The 21124-nt window shown below is 70.9% G+C and carries 19 protein-coding genes and 3 pseudogenes; 8 read left to right on the forward strand and 14 right to left on the reverse strand.

The annotated features are described in order from the left end of the window. Positions 1-266: hypothetical protein (locus SM793_RS14600; RefSeq protein WP_320438599.1), on the reverse strand; the 266-nt coding region annotated here is incomplete at its 3' end. A 630-nt stretch (positions 267-896) separates the two neighbouring features. Between SM793_RS14600 and SM793_RS14605 the strand changes: the two genes are divergently transcribed. The 3 genes from SM793_RS14605 (at position 897) to SM793_RS14615 (ending at position 3775) form a co-directional block, all read left to right on the forward strand. Then, a complete protein-coding gene (locus SM793_RS14605) occupies positions 897-1451 on the forward strand; it encodes a SigE family RNA polymerase sigma factor (protein WP_320438600.1) in 555 nt (184 codons plus the stop codon). Next, positions 1448-2056, forward strand: coding sequence for a hypothetical protein (locus SM793_RS14610; RefSeq protein ID WP_320438601.1), 609 nt, complete (start codon positions 1448-1450; stop codon positions 2054-2056). Before SM793_RS14605 ends, SM793_RS14610 begins: the two co-directional genes overlap by 4 nt. Before the next feature lie 960 nt (positions 2057-3016). Then, positions 3017-3775, forward strand: a complete 759-nt coding sequence (locus SM793_RS14615) for a DeoR/GlpR family DNA-binding transcription regulator (RefSeq protein ID WP_320438602.1) — start codon at positions 3017-3019, stop codon at positions 3773-3775. A 101-nt stretch (positions 3776-3876) separates the two neighbouring features. Here SM793_RS14615 and SM793_RS14620 read toward each other — a convergent pair whose 3' ends face one another. The 6 genes from SM793_RS14620 to SM793_RS14645 form a co-directional block, all read right to left on the reverse strand. Then, positions 3877-4794: a carbohydrate ABC transporter permease gene (locus SM793_RS14620; RefSeq protein WP_320438603.1), complete on the reverse strand. Its 918-nt coding sequence runs from the start codon at positions 4792-4794 to the stop codon at positions 3877-3879. Next, entirely contained in the window at positions 4791-5750 is a 960-nt protein-coding gene (locus tag SM793_RS14625) for a sugar ABC transporter permease (RefSeq protein ID WP_320438604.1), read from the reverse strand. The genes SM793_RS14620 and SM793_RS14625 overlap by 4 nt, the downstream gene beginning before the upstream one ends. A 92-nt stretch (positions 5751-5842) precedes the next feature. Then, positions 5843-7156, reverse strand: coding sequence for an extracellular solute-binding protein (locus tag SM793_RS14630; RefSeq protein WP_320438605.1), 1314 nt, complete (start codon positions 7154-7156; stop codon positions 5843-5845). Between the two features lie 375 nt (positions 7157-7531). Further along, the gene (locus SM793_RS14635; RefSeq protein ID WP_320438606.1) at positions 7532-9301 is read right to left on the reverse strand and encodes a glycoside hydrolase family 35 protein; all 1770 of its coding nucleotides are present in this window, start codon (positions 9299-9301) and stop codon (positions 7532-7534) included. 59 nt (positions 9302-9360) lie between these two features. Further along, entirely contained in the window at positions 9361-9714 is a 354-nt protein-coding gene (locus SM793_RS36410) for a class II fructose-bisphosphate aldolase (protein WP_413815958.1), read from the reverse strand. A 224-nt stretch (positions 9715-9938) separates the two neighbouring features. Next, the gene (locus SM793_RS14645; RefSeq protein WP_320438608.1) at positions 9939-10835 is read right to left on the reverse strand and encodes an SIS domain-containing protein; all 897 of its coding nucleotides are present in this window, start codon (positions 10833-10835) and stop codon (positions 9939-9941) included. 213 nt (positions 10836-11048) lie between these two features. Between SM793_RS14645 and SM793_RS14650 the strand changes: the two genes are divergently transcribed. The 4 genes from SM793_RS14650 to SM793_RS14665 all read left to right on the forward strand — a co-directional run bounded on the left by SM793_RS14650 (position 11049) and on the right by SM793_RS14665 (position 17668). After that, positions 11049-13277: an RICIN domain-containing protein gene (locus SM793_RS14650; protein ID WP_320438609.1), complete on the forward strand. Its 2229-nt coding sequence runs from the start codon at positions 11049-11051 to the stop codon at positions 13275-13277. 107 nt (positions 13278-13384) lie between these two features. Beyond that, positions 13385-13825, forward strand: coding sequence for an RICIN domain-containing protein (locus SM793_RS14655; RefSeq protein ID WP_320438677.1), 441 nt, complete (start codon positions 13385-13387; stop codon positions 13823-13825). A 211-nt stretch (positions 13826-14036) separates the two neighbouring features. Continuing rightward, positions 14037-16892 (forward strand): glycosyl hydrolase family 95 catalytic domain-containing protein, encoded by a 2856-nt coding sequence (locus tag SM793_RS14660; RefSeq protein WP_320438610.1) that lies wholly within the window; start codon positions 14037-14039, stop codon positions 16890-16892. 74 nt (positions 16893-16966) lie between these two features. Then, positions 16967-17668 (forward strand): FadR/GntR family transcriptional regulator, encoded by a 702-nt coding sequence (locus SM793_RS14665; protein WP_320438611.1) that lies wholly within the window; start codon positions 16967-16969, stop codon positions 17666-17668. A 193-nt stretch (positions 17669-17861) separates the two neighbouring features. Here SM793_RS14665 and SM793_RS14670 read toward each other — a convergent pair. The 7 genes and pseudogenes from SM793_RS14670 to SM793_RS14700 all read right to left on the reverse strand — a co-directional run. Then, positions 17862-18071, reverse strand: a pseudogene (locus tag SM793_RS14670) (FCD domain-containing protein); the annotation flags it as partial. After that, entirely contained in the window at positions 17999-18313 is a 315-nt protein-coding gene (locus SM793_RS14675; RefSeq protein WP_320438612.1) for a hypothetical protein, read from the reverse strand. The pseudogene SM793_RS14670 and the gene SM793_RS14675, both read right to left, overlap by 73 nt. Then, positions 18314-18376: pseudogene (locus SM793_RS14680) on the reverse strand (hypothetical protein); the annotation flags it as partial. A gap of 64 nt (positions 18377-18440) precedes the next feature. Further along, on the reverse strand, positions 18441-18617 hold the full coding sequence (locus SM793_RS14685; RefSeq protein ID WP_320438613.1) for a hypothetical protein: 177 nt from the start codon (positions 18615-18617) through the stop codon (positions 18441-18443). 10 nt (positions 18618-18627) lie between these two features. Next, positions 18628-18843 (reverse strand): hypothetical protein, encoded by a 216-nt coding sequence (locus tag SM793_RS14690; RefSeq protein WP_320438614.1) that lies wholly within the window; start codon positions 18841-18843, stop codon positions 18628-18630. Between the two features lie 690 nt (positions 18844-19533). Continuing rightward, a complete protein-coding gene (locus tag SM793_RS14695; RefSeq protein ID WP_320438615.1) occupies positions 19534-20070 on the reverse strand; it encodes an RICIN domain-containing protein in 537 nt (178 codons plus the stop codon). Positions 20071-20427: 357 nt separating this feature from the next. Next, positions 20428-20756 (reverse strand): annotated as a pseudogene (locus tag SM793_RS14700) (DUF6009 family protein); the annotation flags it as partial. A 107-nt stretch (positions 20757-20863) separates the two neighbouring features. Here SM793_RS14700 and SM793_RS14705 point away from each other — a divergent pair. Then, the gene (locus SM793_RS14705; RefSeq protein ID WP_320438616.1) at positions 20864-21079 is read left to right on the forward strand and encodes a hypothetical protein; all 216 of its coding nucleotides are present in this window, start codon (positions 20864-20866) and stop codon (positions 21077-21079) included. The last annotated feature ends 45 nt before the right edge of the window (positions 21080-21124 follow it).

Raw genomic sequence — 21124 nt, forward strand, 5'->3', positions numbered from 1 at the left:
ATGATTGAAATTCCACCACTCCGGACGATCACCAAGTCCGGGCATTGAAAATACTGGCCGCCCTTGCTTTCGCCAGTGAAGGTCCGGCGGTCCATGATACGAGCGACCTCCGAGAGCGTCATGAAAGTCGCGCTCCACCGGGTTCCATCAGATGCAGTGACTTCGGCATCCACGTTCTCCACTGTCTCGGCCTGCTCACCAGCTTCGAGCTTGAAGACAGCCTCGAACTGAACCCCGCGGGTGACCGGAAAGGAGTTACTTTCCATATAGTTTCTTCAACCTTCCCATGACTTTTGATTCACTTCGCTTGTCTGCCTTGTCCACGATCTGGATACCTCCGTCGACATTTCAGAAGAATGGTCGTGCGCCATTATCGCCACGCGCATACACGACATCAGTTCCCTCGAAAGCCTTGCTGCCGGTTCCCGGATTCATATTCCCCTGAGACAGCTGCTCGAGGAGGTTATCCAGCTCCCGTTGGACCATCTGGTTCTTCCCCGCTTGCTCTGCTGCTTTTGGCCAGCAAGGGGTCGTCCCCGATAGTTGATTTTATCTTCAGGCAGTTCTCGCTGCCCTCCCCCGTGGCAGAATTCGTGTTCCCAGCCAGGCCTTCGTTCGCTCGGCCACTTCCCCCCTGGCCCTTTTGGTCCTCTCCACGGAAGGCCTGGCCGAAGGAGTTGGCGAAGCGGGTGACGGCGTCGGCGGTGATGGCGGCGCCGGGCTCGTGCAGGCCCCTCACCGACAGGAGCCCCCTTGTCGCTCCGGCCCGCCTCCCGGCCCCGGCTCGCTTGGCCAGCTCTCCTCTCGGAGCTGTAGCGCGGTCACCCTGCCGTTCGAACGGCACCTGTCGGGTGGAGGGAACCCGCCCGGTCTCCCAGGTTGTCCAGTAGAACGACATGACGACACGACCTGCGGGAGGGATGCCGGTGCGGGACTCGCCTTCCGAACGTGAAGCGGACTTCAGCCGTTTTGCCCACACTGTCCATCCGGCGATGCTGCGCACCGCCAGGCTGCTGACCGGGGACCCGCATGCCGCCCAGGACTTGGCCCAGAGCGCCTTGCTGCGGATCTACATGTCCTGGGGGCGCTCCGATACGTGGGACAACCCTGCGGCCTACGCCCGCAGGACCCTTGTCAACGTCCACGCCACGTGGCGTCGGAGGCACTGGTACCGGGAGATCCCCCACCGCAGTCCCCGGGAGCAGGGCCAGGCCCAGGACCCCGCACAGCGTTGGGGGGACCTGGTGGATCTGGAGCGCGCTCTTGCCGCGCTGCCGGCCGCGCAGCGCACGGTCCTGGTCCTCAGGTTCTACGAGGACCTGAGCGTGGAGCAGGTCGCACAGCTGCTGGGGTGCTCGGTGGGGACGGTCAAATCCAGGACAAGCAGGGCTCTGGACCGCATCCGCGGACGGGTAGAACTGTCCGGACGTGCAAGGAGGGATCAGGAATGACCGACTCCGAGGGCCGGGAGCAGGAAGAACTCCGTTCGGGACTACGGGGGCTGGCGGATCAGCAGGTTCCGGTGCCGGCGCCGGTGCGCGAGGTGGTGGAGCGTGGGCGGCGCCGTCGTCGGGTGCGGGTCGCCGGTGTGGTCACGGCCCTCGTGGCGTGCGCGGTGGTGGCGGGCGTACTGTCCGGGCCGCGGTCCGCGCCGGACGAACGCCGGTCGGCGCCGGCGACCGCGGAACCGACGGTCTCGGCGGCAGCCTCTGAATTCGCATCCGCACCGGCAGCGGCCCTGGTTCGCCGCGAGGTGGATCCCGCCGATCCGCCGGCCCAGCCCGGCAGTCCGGTGCTGGGCCAGGCGTATCCCTTTGACTGGGGCGTCCATTGCGGGGCGCGGTACCTGCGGTTCTCGGGGAGGATCTGGCAGGCGCAGGGCGAGGTGCCACTGCCGCCGGGGCTGCCGGGAGTCCACGGGCCGAACTCCGCTCCGCTGGTGGTGCCTGGCTATGTGACGGTCACCGGGGCGGACACGGCCCGGTTCGAGGCGCCCGGCTACCTTCGAGAACCGGCCGCGTTGCGGGCCGTGGCCGACGCACCGTTGTGCGCGTGACCCTGGGGCGGCGTCCGGCCGGCACCGTACTCCGTGCTGGACCTGTCCGGGCCGCCGACCAAGGGCGAGGCGGATGCCGCGTACTGGAGCGAGAACCCGGCCGAACTGCTCTTTCCCCGGGAAGACGATCCGACTGGACGCGTCCATCGCGAACGCGATGGTCGTGCCCTGATGCCGCGCCATGGTCACGTGCGTACGACCGGTCCCCGTACACCTTGAGCAAGGAATCCTGAGATGCCACTGTTCCCCTCCCACGAGCATGAACGCCGGGCCTCCGAGTCCCCCTGGGTCCGGAGCGACGATGGTCTTGCGATGCACCCCTCCAGGACGCGCCGGTCAGGCTGACATGTGTAGCCCTCATGGAGAGAAGGTCGCGAAAATGTCAGGACCATATGACTTGATGGCGCATCAGATAGCTGGACATCGACGCCCCCGCCGAGCTGGACACTGCCTTCCCTGCCGAATCCATGCCCGGCCGAACGTCCCCCAGGCCGTCCGACGAGGTCACCCGCGGCGGTAGCTGGCTTCCCAGACGGAGGCTCCTGACCTGGGTTCTCCGTCAGGCCGTCAACGTGTTCGGGCTACGACCGTCGCTCCATTCGCAATCGGGTTGACGTCCACGACGACAGACGGGTGATCGGACGCGGCCAGCGCCGCCGGGCTGCAATGGGTCCGGCGGCCGAGGCCGGCGATCCGCTCGCCCGGGACGGCGAGACGGTCGCCCTCGACCACGCCGCCGGGCAGGACCAACCGGGCACCGGCCAGGGCAGGTACGGTCCGCGGTCACGCGGTCGCTCCTGGCAATGGCGCGGGCAGCCTCGGCATTGAGCGAATTTGCTTTAAGAGCGCCCATCATAGTCATCTTCGAGCAAAGGTGAAGGCCGTGGGGCAGCCCGAAGGGCCACCCCCGAGCGGGCCGCCCAGGCCGGTCGGCGCCCGGGACAGGGCTAGACTCGGATCATGCTCAAAGCTGATCGCGCCGCCCGGATCCTCTCGCACGTCAGCGCGGCAGGGAGCGCCGATGTGCACGCGCTCGCCGAGCTGCTGGACGTCTCGACCGCGACCGTCCGCCGCGACCTTCAGGACCTCCATGAGCAGGGGCTGCTGCACCGCACCCGGGGTGGCGCGGTGACCGGCTCGGTCAACCTCGAACTGCCGTTGCGTCATCGGAGCGAGAAGCAGCGGGAGGAGAAGCGCAGGATCGCCCAGGCGGCGGCCGAGCTCGTGCCGGAGGGGGCGGTGGTGGGCCTCAGCGGTGGCACGACCACCAGCGAGCTCGCCTGGGTGCTCGCCGAACGGGTCGGCATCACCGTGGTGACCAATGCGGTGAACATTGCGGCGGATCTGATCGTCCGCCCCGAGGTGCGCCTGGTGGTGATCGGCGGCATCGCCCGCTCGGCCAGCTACGAGCTGGTGGGCCCGGCCGCCGACCGGATGCTCTCGCAATATCATCTGGACATCGCCTTCATCGGGGTGGACGGCCTGACCGCGGAGGAGGGCTGCACCACGCACGACGAGATGGAGGCCCAGACCGACCGGGCGTTCCTGCGCAGCACCGCGCGTGCTGTCGTCCTGGCCGACAGCACCAAGGCCGGCCGGGTCACGTTCGCCCGGATCTGCCCGCTCTCCGACGTCCACGACCTGGTGACGGACCGCGGACTGACGGGCGCCCAGGAGGCGGCCTTCGCCAACTGCGGGGTGCGGGTCCACCGGGCCTGACGTCCGGCGCCGCGAACGCCGGTGCCCCGCGTGCCTCGGCGGGAAGCGTGCCTCGGCGGGAAGCGGGGCGCGGCGGGTACCGGAGCTCGGGCGGTGTCGGATCAGGCCTTGACGCCCCCCGCCGTCAGGTCGGTGCGCCAGAACCGCTGCAGCAGCACGAAGGCGACGACCAACGGCACGACGGAGACCAGGGAGCCCGTCACGACCAGGTTGTACGGGGTCTGGTCCCTGAGGCCGTTCCAGTAGTAGAGGCCGAGGTTGACCGGCCAGAGCTGCTGGTCCGACAGGGTGACCAGCGGCAGGAAGAAGTTGTTCCAGATGGTGGTGAACTGGAACAGGAAAACGGTCACCAGCGCCGGTGAGAAGATCCGCAGGACGACCGTGAAGAAGATCCGGAACTCCCCGGCGCCGTCCATCCGGGCGGCCTCCAGAATCTCGTCCGGGACGGACGCGTCGGCGTAGATCCGGCTGAGGTAGACACCGAACGGACTGATCATGCTGGGCAGGAGTACGGCCCAGACGGTGTTGACCAGGTGCGCCTTGGACAGCAGGAGGTAGACCGGCAGGGCGAGCAGCGGTGCCGGGACGAGCACCGCGGCGAGGATCGTGTTGAACACCGCCTCGCGGCCCCGGAAGCGGTACTTGGTGAGCGCGTAGCCGGCCATCGCCGCGAGCAGCGTGGCGACCGCCGCACCCACTCCGGCGTACAGCACGGTGTTGAGGAGCCAGCGGAAGTAGAGGCCGCCGTTGGCGGTGGCCAGTTCGTGGAGGTTGTCGTCGAGGTGGAAGGCGGAGAACCAGAAGCCGTCGCTGCCGAACAGATCGCTGCTGTTCTTGGTGGAGGCCACCAGCAGCCACCAGGCGGGCAGCAGGAAGTAGGCGGACAGCACGAACAGGACGGCCGTGCCGAGGACGTTGGGCCGCCGGCGGCGGCCCGGGCCCGGCCGACGGGCGGTCCCGGCGGGGCGGGGCGGGGCGGACTCCGCCGCCGCGGCGCGCCGGTGCAGGTCGGTGCTCATGCGGTCACCCGGTTTCCGGTGAGGCGCACCGAGAGGCGCAGGAAGGTGAAGGACAGGGCGCAGGTCGCGAGCGCCAGCAGGACGGCGATCGCTGCGGCCTTGCCGTAGTCGTTGTTGCCGAAGGCCGCGTTGTAGGCCGCCATGTTCGGGGTGTAGTCGGCGGCGACGGTCGAGGCGAGCGAGTGGAGGACCATCGGCTCGGTGAAGAGCTGGAGGGTGCCGATGATGGAGAAGATCCCGGTCAGGACCAGGGCGGGGGCCACCAGGGGGATCTTGATGTGCCAGGCGATCCGCCACGGGCCGGCGCCGTCGAGGTCGGCGGCCTCGTAGAGGTCGCTGGGGATGGCCTGCAGGGCGGAGAGGATGACCAGCATGTTGTAGCCCGTCCAGGTCCAGGTGACGATGTTGGCCATCGACCACAGGACGGTGTCCGGGGAGAGGAAGTCGGCGTCGATGCCGATGTCCTTCAGGCCCGCGACGAGCGGACTGGTTCCGGGCAGGTAGAGGAACGCCCACAGGATGGTGGCCACGACTCCGGGGATCGCGTACGGGAGGAAGTAGGCGAGCCGGAAGAACTTCTTCAGCCGGGTGCCCTTGGCGTCGATCAACAGCGCCAGTCCGAGGGCGAGTCCGAGCATCACCGGGACCTGGACCGCTCCGAACAGCAGGACCCGCCCGACGCCGGTGAGGAACGACCCGTCCCCCAGGGCCGCGGTGTAGTTGTCCAGCCCGGCGAAGACCGTTCTGGCCGGGCCGAAACCGAGGCCGGACCGCTCGATCCGGAACAGGCTCTGCCAGAGCGCGTACCCGATGGGCAGCAGGAACAGGGCGGTGAACAGCAGGCCGAAGGGGAGCAGGAAGGCGAAGGCCGCGCGGTTGCGGGCCGGGCCCCGTCGTACGGGTGCGGGTTCGGGACCGGTACGGCCCGTCGCCGCCTGGGGTGCTGCTGCGCTCATCTGGGTTCTTTCTCGTGCTGGCCTCGGCTGGCGGGGGTCGGTCTCCGGGGCCGGCGGACCCCCGGGGGGCCGCCGGCCGTCCGGTCAGCCGGTCAGCCGGTCGTGACCGTCAGGCCCTTGGCCTTCATCGCGTCGACCGTCTTGCTCTGGACGGTGCCCAGGGCGGCGGTCAGGTCACCGTGGGAGGCGACGGCGGCGCCGAAGGCGTCGGTGAGATCACTGGAGGTCTGGGTCATGGTCGGGCCCCAGTTCCATGTAGCGGCCTGCGCGGTCGCCTGCTTGAAGACGTCGAAGATCGGCCGGTTGCCGAAGTAGGCGCTCGGCTTCGCCAGGGCCGGGGACGAGGCGCCGCTGGTGGAAGCCGGGTAGATACCGGCCTTCTCCACGAGCGTGGCGACGGCGGCGGGGTCCGTGCTCATCCAGTTGGCGAACTCCAGTGCCGCCGCGGTGTTCTTGCAGCCCTTGATGAGCGCGGTGGACGAACCGCCGTCGTTGCCGACCGACTTGGCGCCGTCCTGCCACTGCGGCATCGGCGCCACTCCCCACTTGCCCGAGGCCTGTGCCGCGTTCTGCTCCAGGATGGAGGAGAACCAGACCGGGCCGGCGTACGCGGCGAGCGTGCCGTCCTGCATGTCCTTGTACAGGTCGGGGGTGCCGCTCTGCTCGGACTTGACGAGGCCTTGGTCGACCAGGCCCTGCCAGTACTTGGCGACCTTGGCGGTGCCCGGGTCACTCGCGAGCGCGACCTTCCAGCCCTTGTCGTCGGCGCCGAACCAGTTGCCGCCGGCCTGGGCCGACATGCCCGCGAACCACCACGGGTCGTCCGGGTTGAACACGCTCAGGTAGCCGTTGGGGTTGGCGGAGCGCACCTTGGCGGCGTCGGCGGCGAACTCCTCCCAGGTGGCCTGCGGCTTCAGGCCGTACTGGGCGTACAGGTCGGTGCGGTAGTAGAGCCCCATCGGGCCCAGGTCGACCGGGATGCCGTACACCCGGCCGCCGACCTTCACCGAGCTCCAGGCGGCGTCGCCGTACTGCGGCTGGTACTTCCCCGCGTCCGCGCCGACCTCCTGGGCGGCGCCCTCCACGACGAAGCTGGGCAGGGACTCGTAGCCGACCTGGGCGAGACAGGGGGCGTTGCCCGCCTTGACGGCCGCGAAGATCTTGGCGTAGCCGCCCTTGCTGCCCGAGACGATCTTCTCGAACTTGATCCGGGAGTTCTGGTGGGTCGCGTTGTACTGGGCCGCTGCCTCCTCGTAGCCCGGCGCCCAGCCCCAGAAGGTGACCTCGGCGGTGCCGCCGGCCCCGGACCCGCCGTCACCGTCCGAGCCGCAGGCGGTGACGCCGGCGAGCAGCGGCAGCGCTGCGGCGGCGGCCAGCAGGCGGGTGCGGATTCGTGTCTTCGCCATGGATCTGGTCCTTTGCGTGTGCGGGAGCCCGGTTGTCGCGACGCGGCGGCCGGATAGGTGGAGGCCGGCGCGATCGGGGTCCGAGCGGTGGGGGTCCGAGCGGTGGGGACTGTCAGGAGGGCATCGGATTCGGCGGGAGTCGGCGGCTCGCGTCAGCGGAATGCTCGCCGGCCGGCGGTCGCGCCCCGATCGCGGGCCTCGAGTTGAGTGGCCATCAGTTCACCGCCTTGCTCTCAACTGCTCATTTGGGAGGAGTATTGCTCAAAATCGAGCACATGCCTAGAGGATCCGGCCGACGAAGCGGTCTCGGTTTCGACACGGCGCCAGCTGATCACCGGCCGCCGGCCGCGAGCCGCGAGCGAGCGGCGAACGACGTCAGCCGAGGTCCGGACGGGGCACGAGATCCACCGCGGGGTCGGTACAGCCGTCGAGTTCGAGGACGGTCATCTCGTTCGGCCCGCTGCGCAGAATCGGCCAGGGCAGGTAGAGGGTGCGCTGGGGGCCGCGGTCCCAGTAGCGGCCGAGCAGGAACCCGTTGACCCAGACGTAGCCCTTGGTCCAGCCGGGCAGCACCACGTAGCCGTCGGCCGGCTCCTCGACCTCGAAGGTGCCGCGGTGGAAGACCGGCCCGGATCCGCCGGCCGATGCGGCGGCCACGTCCCAGGGGAGCCGGTCCGGCGTGCCGTCGGCCAGCGGCATCGGGTCGGCGGTCCAGCCGTGCAGGTACTGCTGGGTGTGCAGGACGCCGGTGACGCCCTTGCGGTCACCGATCCCGGCCCCGTAGTTGACCCGGCCCATCGACTCGACCAGGAGCTCCAGCCGAGCCTCCGGGCCGGGCACCGGGATCAGCGGCGGATCGCTCTCGACATCGCGTTCCAGGGTGGCCAGACGGGTGCCGTCGACGAGGACGTGGGCACGGTCGGCGAGCCCTTCGACGGTCAGCGGGTACTCCCCGCGCGGGCCGGGGATGGTGGTCCGGTAGCGGACGAGGCCGTGCGGGACGCCGAGTTCCTCGAAGGAGGGCGGCACGGCGGAGCGGACCTCTCCGGTGGACAGGTGGTCCACGACGTCCGCCAGCGGCAGGTGCCGGTCGAGTTCCACCCGGCACGGCGGCAGTGTGGCCGGGAGCTCCTCGGGCTCCGGCACCGGGCCGTCCGCGTAGGCCGACAGGACCTCGCGGAACGCCCAGAACTTGGCGGTGGGAGCGCCGCGTTCGTCCAGCGGGGCGTCGTAGTCGTAGGAGGTGACGGTCGGCTGGTAGCCCTGGCCGGTGCGGGGGTCGGCGGTGTTGGCGCCGGCCCACGTGCCGAAGTTGGTGCCGCCGTGGGCCATGTAGAGGTTGACGGACCCTCCGGCCTCCAGGATCTCGCGGAGCGCCCCGGCGGCGTCCTCCGCCGCGCGGGTGGTGTGCGGCTCGCCCCAGTGGTCGAACCAGCCGTTCCAGAACTCCATGCACACCGGCGGGTCCTGCGGGCGGTGGCGGCGCAGTTCGGCGAAGGCCTCCGTCGCGCGGCTGCCGAAGTTGACGGTCGCGAGGTGGCCGGCCAGGGTCCCGCCGGTGAGGAAGAAGTCCTCCGGACCGTCGGAGGTGAACAGCGGAACGTCGATCCCGCGGGCGCGCAGGCCGTCGGCGAGGTGCGCGAGGTAGGCCCGGTCGGTGCCGTAGGAGCCGTACTCGTTCTCGATCTGCACCATGACGACGTTTCCGCCGCGGGTCGTCTGGTGCTCGGCCAGGATCGGGATCAGCGTGTCGTACCAGCGGTCGACGTGGGCCAGGTAGCGCGGGCTGCCGGTGCGCAGCGGCAGGCGGCCCCCGTCCGCCCGAAGCCACCAGGGCAGGCCGCCGTTCTCCCATTCGGCGCAGATGTACGGGCTCGGACGCACGATCGCGTTCAGTCCGGTGTCCGCGGCGGTGCGGAGGAAGGTCTCCAGGTCGGCCCGGCCGGTGAAGTCGTAGCTGCCGGGGCGTGGCTCGTGCAGGTTCCACGGGACGTAGGTCTCCACGGTGTTGAGTCCCATGGCCCGCAGCATGCGCAGATGTCGCGGCCACTGTTCGGGCAGGCTGCGGAAGTAGTGCACGGCTCCGGAAAGCAGGCGCAGGGGGCGTCCGTCGAGCGTGAACCCGTTCCGGGAGATCTGGATCATGGTGGTCCTCATGGGTGTGGGGGCGGTACCGGTCCGGCCGCCGTGGCGGCCCCGCGGGCTCACACGGTGGCGGCCGCCGCGATGGTCGGCAGGAGCCGTCCGGCGGTCTCGGTGATCGCCGTGCGGCCCGCGGCCAGGTACGAGCGGGGGTCGACCGTCCGCTCGTCACCGGCCAGATGAGCTCGGACGGCGGCCGTCATGGCGACGCTCAGCGCCGTCCCGATGTTGACCTTGGAGATGCCACCGCGGACGGCACGCCGGAGTTCGTCGTCGGGGACGCCGGAGGAGCCGTGCAGGACGAGCGGGACGTCGAGCGTGCGGTGCAGGGCGGAGAGCAGGGCGTGGTCGAGCCGGGCGTCGCGGGAGGTCGTCGCGTGGGAGCTGCCGATGGCGGGTGCCACGGTGACGATCACGGTTCCGGCCTCCCCCCGGGCGCCGTGCGGCCGGCCGCCGCACTCGGAGACGTGGCCGGCTGCCTGGGAGCCAACCTGCTCGCACTGGACACGGCGGGCGCCAGTCCGGGGACGAGCTGGACGCGGGCGCGGGCGGCCATCGCGGCGGCCTGTCTCCCGGTCCAGCAACGCCGCCTTGACCGCGGTCCCGCCGACGTCCACGGCGACGACCTGACGTGCCGTGGTCATGCGTCGGCGAGGACCACGGACCGGGTCAGGTTGCGCGGGCGGTCCGGGTCCAGCCCCTTGGGGGCGGCCAGCGCGACGGCCAGCCGGTGGACGCGCACCAGCTCGGCGAGGGGGTCGAGCCGACCCTCGATCCAGTGCGCGCCCGTCCCGCGGACCTGCTCGGCCAGACCCACCGGTGCCGCGCCCAGCATCCAGGTGACGGTGGAGGGAGCGGCGATGCTGATGGGGCCGTGCCGGTACTCCATCGCCGGGTAGGCCTCGGCCCAGGCGAGCGCGGCCTCGCGCAGCTTGAGACCGGCCTCGTTGGCGAGGCCGACCGTCCAGCCGGTGCCGAGGAAAGTGAACTGGGTGCGGTCGGTCAGGCCCTCCGGCAGCGGCTCCTCCAGTGCGCGCCGTCCGTCGGCCTCCACCGCCTCGGTGTGCAGGCCGAGGTGGGCCCGGAGCAGGGTCAGGGCCGTCGTGGCGAACCTGGTCTGCACCACGGAGCGTTCGTCGGCGAAGTCCAGGACGGTGACGTCGTCGGCGGCGGCCATCACCGGGGTGTCCGGGGTCGCCGTGATCGCGGAGGTACGAACCCGCCCGCGCACCCGGTCCAGCACGTCCAGGACCTCGGTCGTGGTGCCGGAGCGGGTCAACGCGACCACCCGGTCGTAGGAACGGACGCCGGGGAACTCCGAGGCGGCGAAGGCGTCGGTGACGCCCTGCCCGCCGGACTCGCGGAGTGCGGCGTACGCCTGGCCCATGAACCACGACGTCCCGCAGCCGATGACCGCGACCCGCTCGCCGGCCTCGGGCAGTGCTCCCGCTCCGCTCCCCGCTGCGGCGGCGAGCTCCGCGGCACGGCGCCAGCAGTCGGGCTGGCTGGCTGTCTCGGCCTCGACGTGGGTCGCCATCGGCCACCTCCACAGTGATCGTTTGCTGATTTCTGTTTCCTTCTGGCTCGATTCAAGCAGCATTGATCATAGAGGGGAAGCCTGCTTGCAGGTTTCTGATCGAAACTGTTGACATCTGCGCGTTAACGGGCCGGATACTGCATGGCACCGCAATCGGCCCCCCACATGCCAGTACCGGCCCCCTCCCCGCGGTACAGCACCGAAGGAGACCTCGTGTCCGCCCCACCCCGCAGAGCACTCGCCACCGTCCTCGCACCCGCGCTCCTTGCGCTGAGCGCGGGCTTCGCCCCGGCCGCCGTGGCCGCACCCACCCCCTCGGCCACCTACACCGTGAGCGTCGGGAAGCCGGTCGGCTACGCCCACCCCACCGACACCCCGGCCGTGCCGTACATCGACAAGGACGGGACCTTCTACTTCCAGCAGTCGGCCGCGCTCTACGGCGCGACCGACCCGCGGTACTGGGACTTCTTCACCGGCACGGACTTCGACACCGCCGTCCGGTCCGGCGCCATCAGCGACGCGGTCGACCCCGCCAACGCCAACGACCGGAACAACGACACCACCTGGCGCTGCGACAACAGCCCGACCGGCCTGGAGTCGACGCACGCACCCGCCGGGTCGGGCTACGCCCAGAGGAACTACTGCGACCTGTCCGGTGTCTGGGTCGACCCGGACACCGGCCACTGGTACGGGCTGGTCCACAACGAGTTCACCCCGCAGCCCTTCGGCGACGGCCTCCACTACGACGCCGTCGACTACGCGGTCTCCACCGACCAGGGCCGGACCTGGGCCGTCAAGGACCACGTGATCACCTCGCCCTACAGCACGAAGCGGGGCGACACCGCAGCCTTCCCGAACCAGACCTACCACTACGGCGACGGCGACCAGCGGCTGTTCGTCGACACCGCCTCCGGCTACTTCTACGCCTTCTACGGATCGCGGATCGTCGACAAGGGCGGTAGCTGGAAGGCCTTCCACGAGCACGTGGCCCGCGCGCCGATCTCCGCCAAGATGGCGCCCGACTCGTGGCAGAAGTGGTACGACGGCGCCTGGTCCCAGCCCGGTGCGGGTGGCCAGGAGAGCAACCTGGTCCCCGTCAGCGCCGCCAACCCCACCGGCCACACCCCCGCCGCGGGCGAGTACAGCCCGGCCAACACCGGCACGGTGGACCAGCAGGTCGCGGCCGGCACGATGCCCCCGACCTCGCCGCTGTTCGTCATGGACATCACCTACAACGCCTACCTCGGTCTGTACATCGGGGAGCCGCAGGCGGTCGACCAGAGCGGATCGGCGCCCCAGCAGTACTACGCCACCGACAATCTGGCCACCCAGAAGTGGTACCCGATCGGGGACACCGGCGGCTACCACACCGCGTCCTGGTACCGCTGGTTCCTCGACGGCGCGAACCGGACGAACGCCACCATCGTCGGCAAGACCTTCCGCGCCTACTGCTCCATCAGCTGCTCCGGCGGCGCGGGAGGCGAGTACGTCGAGGTGACCATCGGCAGCTCCGCGCCCGCCGCTCCCCCGGTCGACCTCGGCAAGACCTACCGGATCGGCAACGCCGACGGCCGGGTCCTCGCCCAGGCCCCCGGCGGTTCCGCCACCACGTCGGCCGCGACCGCCACCGGTTCGGCCCTGGAGTCCTGGAGCTTCGCCTCCAACGGCGACGGCTCCTACCGGATCGCCAACGCCGCCACCGGCCAACTGCTCGGCGTCAACTCCACCGCCGTCACCGGCCGGGCCTGGGGCGCGCGGCCCACCGCCACCGCCGCCGGCCCGAACGGACCCACCGTCGGCCAGCAGTGGTTCGTCGTCCGCGCCACCTCCGCCACCGGCGCGGACACCGGCACCTTCAAACTGCTCAACCGCTACAGCGGCCTTGCCCTCGGCCTCTCCTCCGCCGACGGCCGGCTCGCCGAGACCACTCCGGCCCGCAGCTGGACCAACACCACAGGCGACGCCGTCGGCGGCACCCGCACCGCTGCCGAGCAGGCACTCACCCTGACCGCCACCGGGACCGCCGGCAATCCGCCGCTCGACGGTACCCACACCCTTACCGCCTCCGGCAAGGCCCTCGACAACCCGGCCCACTCCACGACCCAGGGCACCCAGTTGGTCACCTGGACGCCCAACAGCGGTCCCAACCAGACCTGGGTCTTCACGCAGCAGACGGACGGGAGCTACCAGATCACCAACAGAGAGTCCAAGCTCTGCATGGACGTCAGCGACGGCTCCACCTCCGCCGGCGCGAAGGTGATCCAGTGGGCCTGCACCGGCGGCAGCAACCAGCGGTGGCTGGTCACCCCGGTGTCCGGCGGCTACCGGATCGCCTCCCAGAGGAGCGGCCTGTTCCTCACCGCCGCCTCCGCCGCCGACGGCGCCAAGGTCACCCAACAGCCCGGCACCGGATCGGTGCTCCAGCGCTGGGCGATCGGCTGAGGGCCTGCCCGTAGGGCACGCCCTCGGACAACGGCGGGACCGGCAAGGCGGCCGGCGCCCCATGTCCGGTCCCGCCGTACCGGCCGCACACCAGCCCCCCGGACGCGATCGGCCTCAACGACCACCCACCCGGCGCCGGGCGGACGCCACAGTCCTCCGTCCGGCCAACGCATGCGGAGCCGAACCGAGTTCAAGGCAGGGCCGCCGCCTCGACGAGCCGATCGTGCGACAACCGAGCCCCGTGCGACGACGGCCGTGCGCCCACCACACAGCAGGCCGAAGGCCGCCGCGGCGACGTTCGGCGCGCGTCCCCGTTCAGGCATGTCCACCGCCACTGTCCGTGCGCATTCAGCACGGTCCAGCGCGCTCCCGGACACTCCCGGACCGAGTCCTCTGGAGACACCCATGGGTGGTCTACGCGTGTTCACGCCGCGCCGCACCAGTCCGGCCGATGCCTCGACGTTCCCGGCTCCAGCACCGCCAGCGGTACCCGGCCGGCGATCTGGACCTGCCACGGCGGCACCAGCCGGCAGTGGCAGCTGCCCTGACGCACCGCTAGCGGTCCCGGAGCCGGCCCCCGGACAGCGAGGAGCTGCCCGGGGGCCGCAGACATCGGATGTTCTGGCGAGCCTCTGCGCGAAATATTCAGGTCAAAGCCTTCCAATACCGGCATCCGCCAAGCCGGCCCGGTCGACATTCATTTGATGTATAAGCAGGAATCTGGCTCCCAGCCCGACACCGTCAGGAAGGACACCACCCATGTCCGAGACCGCCTTCCCCCACCCCGGGCCCGCGCCCGTGAACGGCGTGTCGCGTCGTGGCATCCTGCGCGCGGCCGCCTCGGTCGGCGCACTGTTCGCGCTCGGCTCCCTGCCGGAGTTCACCGCGTCCGCCGTGTCCGTGCCCCGCCCCGGCTCCCTGTCGGCGGTGCCGGCCGGCCAGGCGGTCACACTCTGGTACACCGCGCCCGGCAGCGAGTCGGCGATCCTGGAGCAGGGGCTGCCGATCGGCAACGGACGGCTCGGCGCCATGGTCACCGGCGGTCCGTCCCGCGACGCGCTGTACCTCTCGGACGCCACCCTGTGGACCGGCCACGCGAACGCGACACTCGGCTCGGACGGCCAGTTCCCCTACGGAGCCGAGGACTTCGGCACCTTCGGGCTCCTGGCCAAGGCATACCTGGACATCCCCGCCCACACCGCCAGAGCCGTCAACGGCTACCGCCGCACCCTCGATCTCTCCAACGGTGTGGTGACCGCCTCGTACCGGTTCGGCGGCGTGACGTACCGGCGCGAGGTGTACGCCAGCCACCCCGATGACGTGATCGTCGTCCGGCTCACGCAGAGCGGCGGCGGAACATACACGGGATCGGTGACACTCACCGGCACCAGGGGCGAGACGGTATCGGCCGACGACGCCACGGCGAGCGTCTCCTTCGGCGCGGCGCTCGCGAACACGCTCAGGTACGCGGCCGTGGTGAAGGCGGTCGGTACCGGCGGCCCGGTCTCGGCCTCCGGCGCGAAGGTGAGCTTCACCGGCTGCACGGAGGTGCTGTTGATCATCTCCGGTGGCACCAACTACAAGGCGGACCCGTCCGTCGCCTACAAGGACACCGCCGTCGCTCCGCTCACGGTCGCCCACGCCAAGGCGTCGGACGCGGCCGCCGTCCCCGGCACCGCCCTGCTCGCCACCCACGTCGCTGACTACCGACGTCTGCAGCAGGCCATGACGGTCGACCTGGGCACTTCCAGCGCCGTGCAGCGGGCCATGGACACCGCCTCCCGGCTCACCGCCCGCGCCGGATCCGGCTCCGCGCCCGACCCCGAACTCGAAGCCTCCTACCTGCAGTTCGGCCGCTATCTGATGATCTGCGGCTCGCGCGCCAGTCTCCCGCTCAGCCTCCAGGGTCTGTGGCTGGACCGCAACGCCCCGGACTGGATGAGCGACTACCACACCGACATCAACGTCCAGATGAACTACTGGCTGCCCGACCGCACGGGCCTGCCGGAGTGCTTCGACGCCTTCACGGACTACTGCGTCGCCCAGCTGCCGGGCTGGCAGGCCACCACCCGCGACCTGTTCCAGGACCCCCGCAACCGGTTCCGCAACACCTCCGGCACCGTGGCCGGCTGGACCCTCGCCATCTCCACCAACGTCTGGGGCGGCAACGGCTGGTGGTGGCACCCGGCCGGGAACGCCTGGATGTGCAACTCCCTGTACGAGCACTACCAGTACACCCAGGACTCCGTCCACCTCGACCGGATCTATCCGCTGCTCAAGGGCGCCTGCGAATTCTGGGAGTCCCGGCTCCTCACCAGGACCGTGGCCGACCCGGCGACCGGCGGCACCCGCCAGGTCCTGGTCGACGACCACGACTGGTCGCCCGAGCACGGCCCGGAGGACGCGATCGGCATCACCTACGCGCAGGAACTGGTCTGGCAACTGTTCCGGAACTACCGCGAGGCCGCCACCCGGCTCGGCCGGGACACCGCCTACGCCACCACCATCGGCGGCCTCCAGGACAGGCTGTACCTGCCCGAAGTGAGCGCTACCAGCGGCTGGCTCGAGGAGTGGATGAGCGACGACAACCTCGGCGAGACCACCCACCGCCACCTCTCCCCGCTCGCCGGGCTCTTCCCCGGCGACCGTGTCAACCTCCAGGACTCCCCGCCCGCCACCATCGCCGGCGCCACCGCCCTGCTCACCGCCCGCGGCATGGTCAGCTTCGGCTGGGCCAGCGCCTGGCGCGCCCTGTGCTGGGCCCGGCTGAAGAACGCCGACAAGGCCTACCAGCTGGTCCTCGCCGTGATGAAGCCGTCCGTGAACTTCGGCAACGGCACCGGCCTCAACATGTTCGACATGTACAGCTTCGGCAACCGCTCGACCTTCCAGATCGACGCCAACTTCGGCACCCCGTCGGCGATGGTCGAAATGCTGGTGCAGTCCCGGCCCGGACGGGTCGAACTGCTCCCGGGGCTGCCCTCGGCCTGGGCCGCGTCCGGCAGCGTCACCGGTGTCGGTGTGCGCGGCGGCCTGACGGCCGACCTGAGCTGGGCGGCCGGACAGGTCACCTCCGCCACCCTGCGCGGAAAGCCCGGGACGAGCACCACCGTCGTCTTCGGCGCGTGGAGCAAGGCCGTCACCGTCCCCGCCGGCGGCTCGGTCACCGTGTCTCCCCCGCCCCAGCCCCGGAGCGCCGTGTTCCAACTGGTCAACCGCAGGAGCGGCAAGGCCATCGACGTTCCCGGAGCCTCCACCGCCGCGGGCACCGCCCTGATCCAGTACACCCCGGGCAGCGCCGCCAACCAGCGATTCCGGTTCACACCCGTCGGGGGCGACGTCCACGAGGTCGACTGCACCCACACCGCCCTGACCTGGGACATCAGTGGCGGATCCACCGCCGACGGTGCCAGGCTCACCCAGTGGACGCCCACCCACGGCACCAACCAGCAGTGGCGGCTCACCGACACCGGCGACGGGTACGTGACCATCACGTCCGTACGCAGCGGCAAGGTGCTCGGTGTCACCGGCGGCTCCACCGCCGACCTCGCGGCCGTGGAGCAGCAGACCGCCGACGGCGGCACCGGCCAGCAGTGGCGGCGGGTCCCGGCCTGACGCCGTGCAGGCCCTGGGGAGCGGAGTCTATCCTGTAAAGATCAGATGTTTGAGCTGGGAGGGAGCGGATGCGCGTGCCGGTCACCGACGAGGCGATCGACAAGATCAAGGCGATGATCGTCAGTGGCGAACTGCGCCCCGGGGCGAGGCTTCCCAAGGAGGCCGAGCTCGCCGAACGGCTCGGCCTCTCCCGCAGTTCGCTGCGCGAGGCCGTGAAGGCCCTCTCGCTGATCAGGGTGCTCGATGTCCGCCAGGGCGACGGTACCTACGTGACCAGTCTGGAGCCCGATCTGCTGCTGGACGCGCTGGGCTTCGCGGTCGACTTCCACCAGGACGACACGGTGCTGGACTTCCTGGAGGTACGACGAATCCTGGAGCCGGCCGCGACGGCGATGGCCGCGAGCCTCATGTCGGACGAGGCCATCGCCCGGCTGCGGACCGTGCTCGACAGCCTGGGCGACGATCCCACGCTGGAGGAGCTGATCGCCAACGATCTGGACTTCCATCAGCAGATCGCCGCCGGGTCCGGCAATACGGTGCTGTGCTCGCTGGTCGAGGGGCTCTCCCGGCCGACCACCCGCGCCCGGATCTGGCGCGGGGTCACCGAGGAGGGGGCCGTCGAGCGCACCAGGGAGCAGCACGAGGCGATCCTGTCCGCCATCGAGTCCCGTCGGCCGGATCTCGCCCACGCCTGGGCCACGGTGCATGTCGCCGGGGTGGAGCAGTGGCTGCGCAAGACGCTCGGATCGCCCGCGTCCGCTCTGCCGCCGCTGTAGCCGGACCGGCCGGACACGGGCCGCGGCCTGCCTGAGCGGTACAAGGTCCGAGGCCGTCCTCCTCCCGGGGGGACGGCCTCGGAGGTGCGGTGCTCACATCGGGGAGCCGGCGGTGAGCCAGTCCTCGACGGCGGGCGACGTGCACCGTGGCCATGGCGGCGGCCAGTTGGCCGTCGCGTCGGCCGAGTGCCCGCAGGATGCCCACGTGCTCGCGGTGGGCGGCCCGCCGGACGCTGTCCTGGGTGCCGCGCACGATCCGCAGCCGCTGGGTGCGCGTGGACAGAATGCCCAGCAGCGTGGAGAGGGCCGGGTTCTTGACCGGGTCCACGATCACCCGGTGGAACTCGACGTCCAGCGCGATGAAGCGCTCGATGCTCTCGGTCTCCGCACTGGCCTCCAGGATCCCGCCTCCAGGATCGCCTCCAGCTCGGCCGGCTCCGACTCGGAGAGCAGGTCCGCCGCGAGGGCGATGGCCTGGGGCTCCAGCATTCGTCGGATGTGCAGGAGCTGACGCGCGGACTGTCCGTGGGAGACGTCCGCGGCGAAGGACATCGCCTCCAGCAGCAGGTGTGGTTCGAGACCGGACACATAGGTGCCGGCGCCCTGTCCGGCGACCAGGATCCGCATCGCGGTGAGGACCCGCACCGCCTCGCGCAGCGAGTTGCGGGACAGCCCCAGTTGTTCGGCGAGATCGGATTCGTTCGGCAGCCGGGAGCCGGGGCGAGCGCCCCGGACACGATCATCTCCTTGATCCGCTCGATCGCGACGTCGGTCAGTGCCACGGCGGGCCCGCCTTCTGCTCGGCGCCGGCCGGACGGACGAGGGCGAGGGCGGGCATCACCAGGAACAGCATGCAGCCGATTGCCGGGTACCAGCCGAACCCGGAGCCTTCGTCGTCACCGAAACCCGTCAGTGCACCCTGCTGGGTGCCCAGCTCCTCGGGCAGCACGCCGTAGCGCTCAGATCTGCCGGTCCGGGTCGGAGAAGCTCAGGCCGCCGACCGCGAGCGGACGCCGGGTCGGAGCAGGTACGGGCGCGGTCCCGCCGGGCGGCTGGCGGAAGTCGGCGCCCTGCTCGACCGGCAGCAGCCGACGCCCGCCGGACGGGGCGGCCCGGGGCGCGTCGGCGGCAGGGTCGGAGAAGGCGAGCAGCGAGAGACTACGACGGTCGGTCATGATCACCAGTGTCGCACCCCCGGCAGGCAAGGTGGGCCGGGGCGCCGGATCTCCGGTGCCCTGCGCGCAACGGACGGCTCTCGGTGGCCGCGCCGACCGGTATGCGGCCGACATCGGGAGGCGCGGTGGCAACAGGGCACACCGCCCGCGCCCCCGACGGCACCCGCTGGACCCTGGAGACCGACCCCCACGACAAGCACCCTCGAGGTCGGGCGCTCCCAGCGGGCCGACGACGTCCTCCTCACCAGGCCTGTGCTCGTCGGTACCTTCTGGGCGGACCGGATCACCGACTACACGGAGACCCACCTCCCCCCGGCGGAGTGGCTGGACCGGAGGTAGCGGCCGACGGGCAGCCCACGGTGCGCGCCCTGCTGCGGCAGCTCGCCGGCCGACAGCACCAATCGGCGCTCTCGGCCGCGAGTTCCCGCCAGTACAGCTCGGCCGAGCACCGCGCCGCCCGCGCCGAAGGCTCCGCCCAGGCCACTGCCGTCGGGATCGGGCCACCGAGGGATGGACGGCCTGAGCCGGCCAGTCAGGCGGTCGCCGCCTCGGCTGTGCCGCGGTCCCGATCGCCGGCCTCGCCACCGTGCCGGACCCGCAGGCCGCCGTCGCCCATGCGGTCCGCAGCTGACCTGCCGGCCGGTCCCGGCGCGCGACCCCTCCGCCCACCGGGACTACCCGGAACCCCCGTCACACGATGGCGTCCCACAACTGGGTGGCCCAGTAGGCGCACGCCCACTGCTGCGCACGGGCACCGTCCGCGAGGCTGGAGTCCGCGATCTCCAGGCAGCGCAGCGTCTCCTCGTTGTAGACCACCAGCGCGTCGCCGCTCAGCTTGACGTACCAGCGCATCACCGGCAGGTTCTCGCACGCCCACTGCTGCGCCCGGGCGCCGTCCTCGTAACTGCCGTTCTCGATCTCCAGGCACTTGCCGCTGTTGACGTTGACGATCCGGAAGGTGTCACCGCCCCCGTGCCGCTCGATGCGCCACCGCATCGTGTTCGCGCCGCCGTCGCACAACCACTGCTGGGCGCGTGCCCCGTTGGCGTGACTGCTGTCGGCGATCTCCAGGCACTTCCCACTGGCGCGGTTCACGAGCAGCACCCCCTCGTACGCCGCCTCGGTCGGCACCGGCGCGGGTGCCGGGGACGCCCCGGCGGGCACGACCGTCGACGGAACGAGCGACAACCCCAGCGCCACCACTGCCGCGAGCCAAGCCTTGCGCATGCCGACCACCTTCTCCACCCACCGGCCAGGGCCGGGCTCCGTTGACGAACACCCCCATCTGTAGCGTGTACGAACGGACTGAGTCGCGGCTATATCGGCCCCGTTCACCCGTATGGCGGCACGACTTCACCACATCCGGCCGCCGCCCGGGGAACGGCACCACAAGCGGGACCCACCGCGCCCGGGCCGGCCACCGAGCCCGCCCGGAGCACCGATCCGACCAAGGAGAGGCGCTTCGCGGGGAACCGTGAGCAGCCCTGGCCGTCTTCCGTCTGCCGAGATCCCCATCAGCGCACCACCGAGCCGCGCGGATCACCGCACTGCTGGACCGTACGACGTCTGCTCTCCGATGGCCGGTCAGGCTTTCGGGAGCGTCATCCCCAGCTCGAGCATGGCGGGCGAGGCGGGGCCGCCCTCGGACCGCTCGGTCCTGTAGCCCTTGACGCCTGGGGCGACGGTGCGGGGGTCGACGGCCTCGGAGGGGCGCCGGTGGCGTAGAGGCCGGTGGGTTCCTGGTCGCGATCGTGGGGCAGGAGCCAGAAGACGCGGCGGCGGAAGGTTCCGGAGGCACGGGAGGACTTGGCGTCCGGTCCGAGGACGGCGTAGCCGACCATGCGGCCGTCGCGGTGGTAGGCGGGGCGTCCGCGGCGGGAGGTGAGCCGGTCGAGGGACCGGCGCACGTAGTCGGGGGCCGACAAGGCGGAGAAGGCCCGGCAGATGGGGGCGGCCAGGAGGGACAAGCCCGGCCAGGATGCCGTTGACGACGCCTAGCGGGAGGAACGGCGACGTATCGGTGCCCTGGCTGCCCGCCGGACGGCTGCCGGGAGCAGGCGGCGGAGATCTGGTCAAGCTCGCCGCGATCGCGGCGATCCTTGCCGTCCGGGCACTCAAGGCGGCTCCCGCTGCGCACGCTGAGCGGGAGCGGGTCGCGCAGAACGGATCGACTCCGCACCGGTTCGCACACGAGGTCACGATTCAGGCAGCGGCAATGACTGTCGGTCAGGCCTGACATATTCTCTGCCGCAAGCAAGCGACAGACCGATCAGGCGGTAAC

This window comes from Kitasatospora purpeofusca (assembly GCF_034043715.1).
Lineage (GTDB): Bacteria > Actinomycetota > Actinomycetes > Streptomycetales > Streptomycetaceae > Kitasatospora > Kitasatospora purpeofusca_A.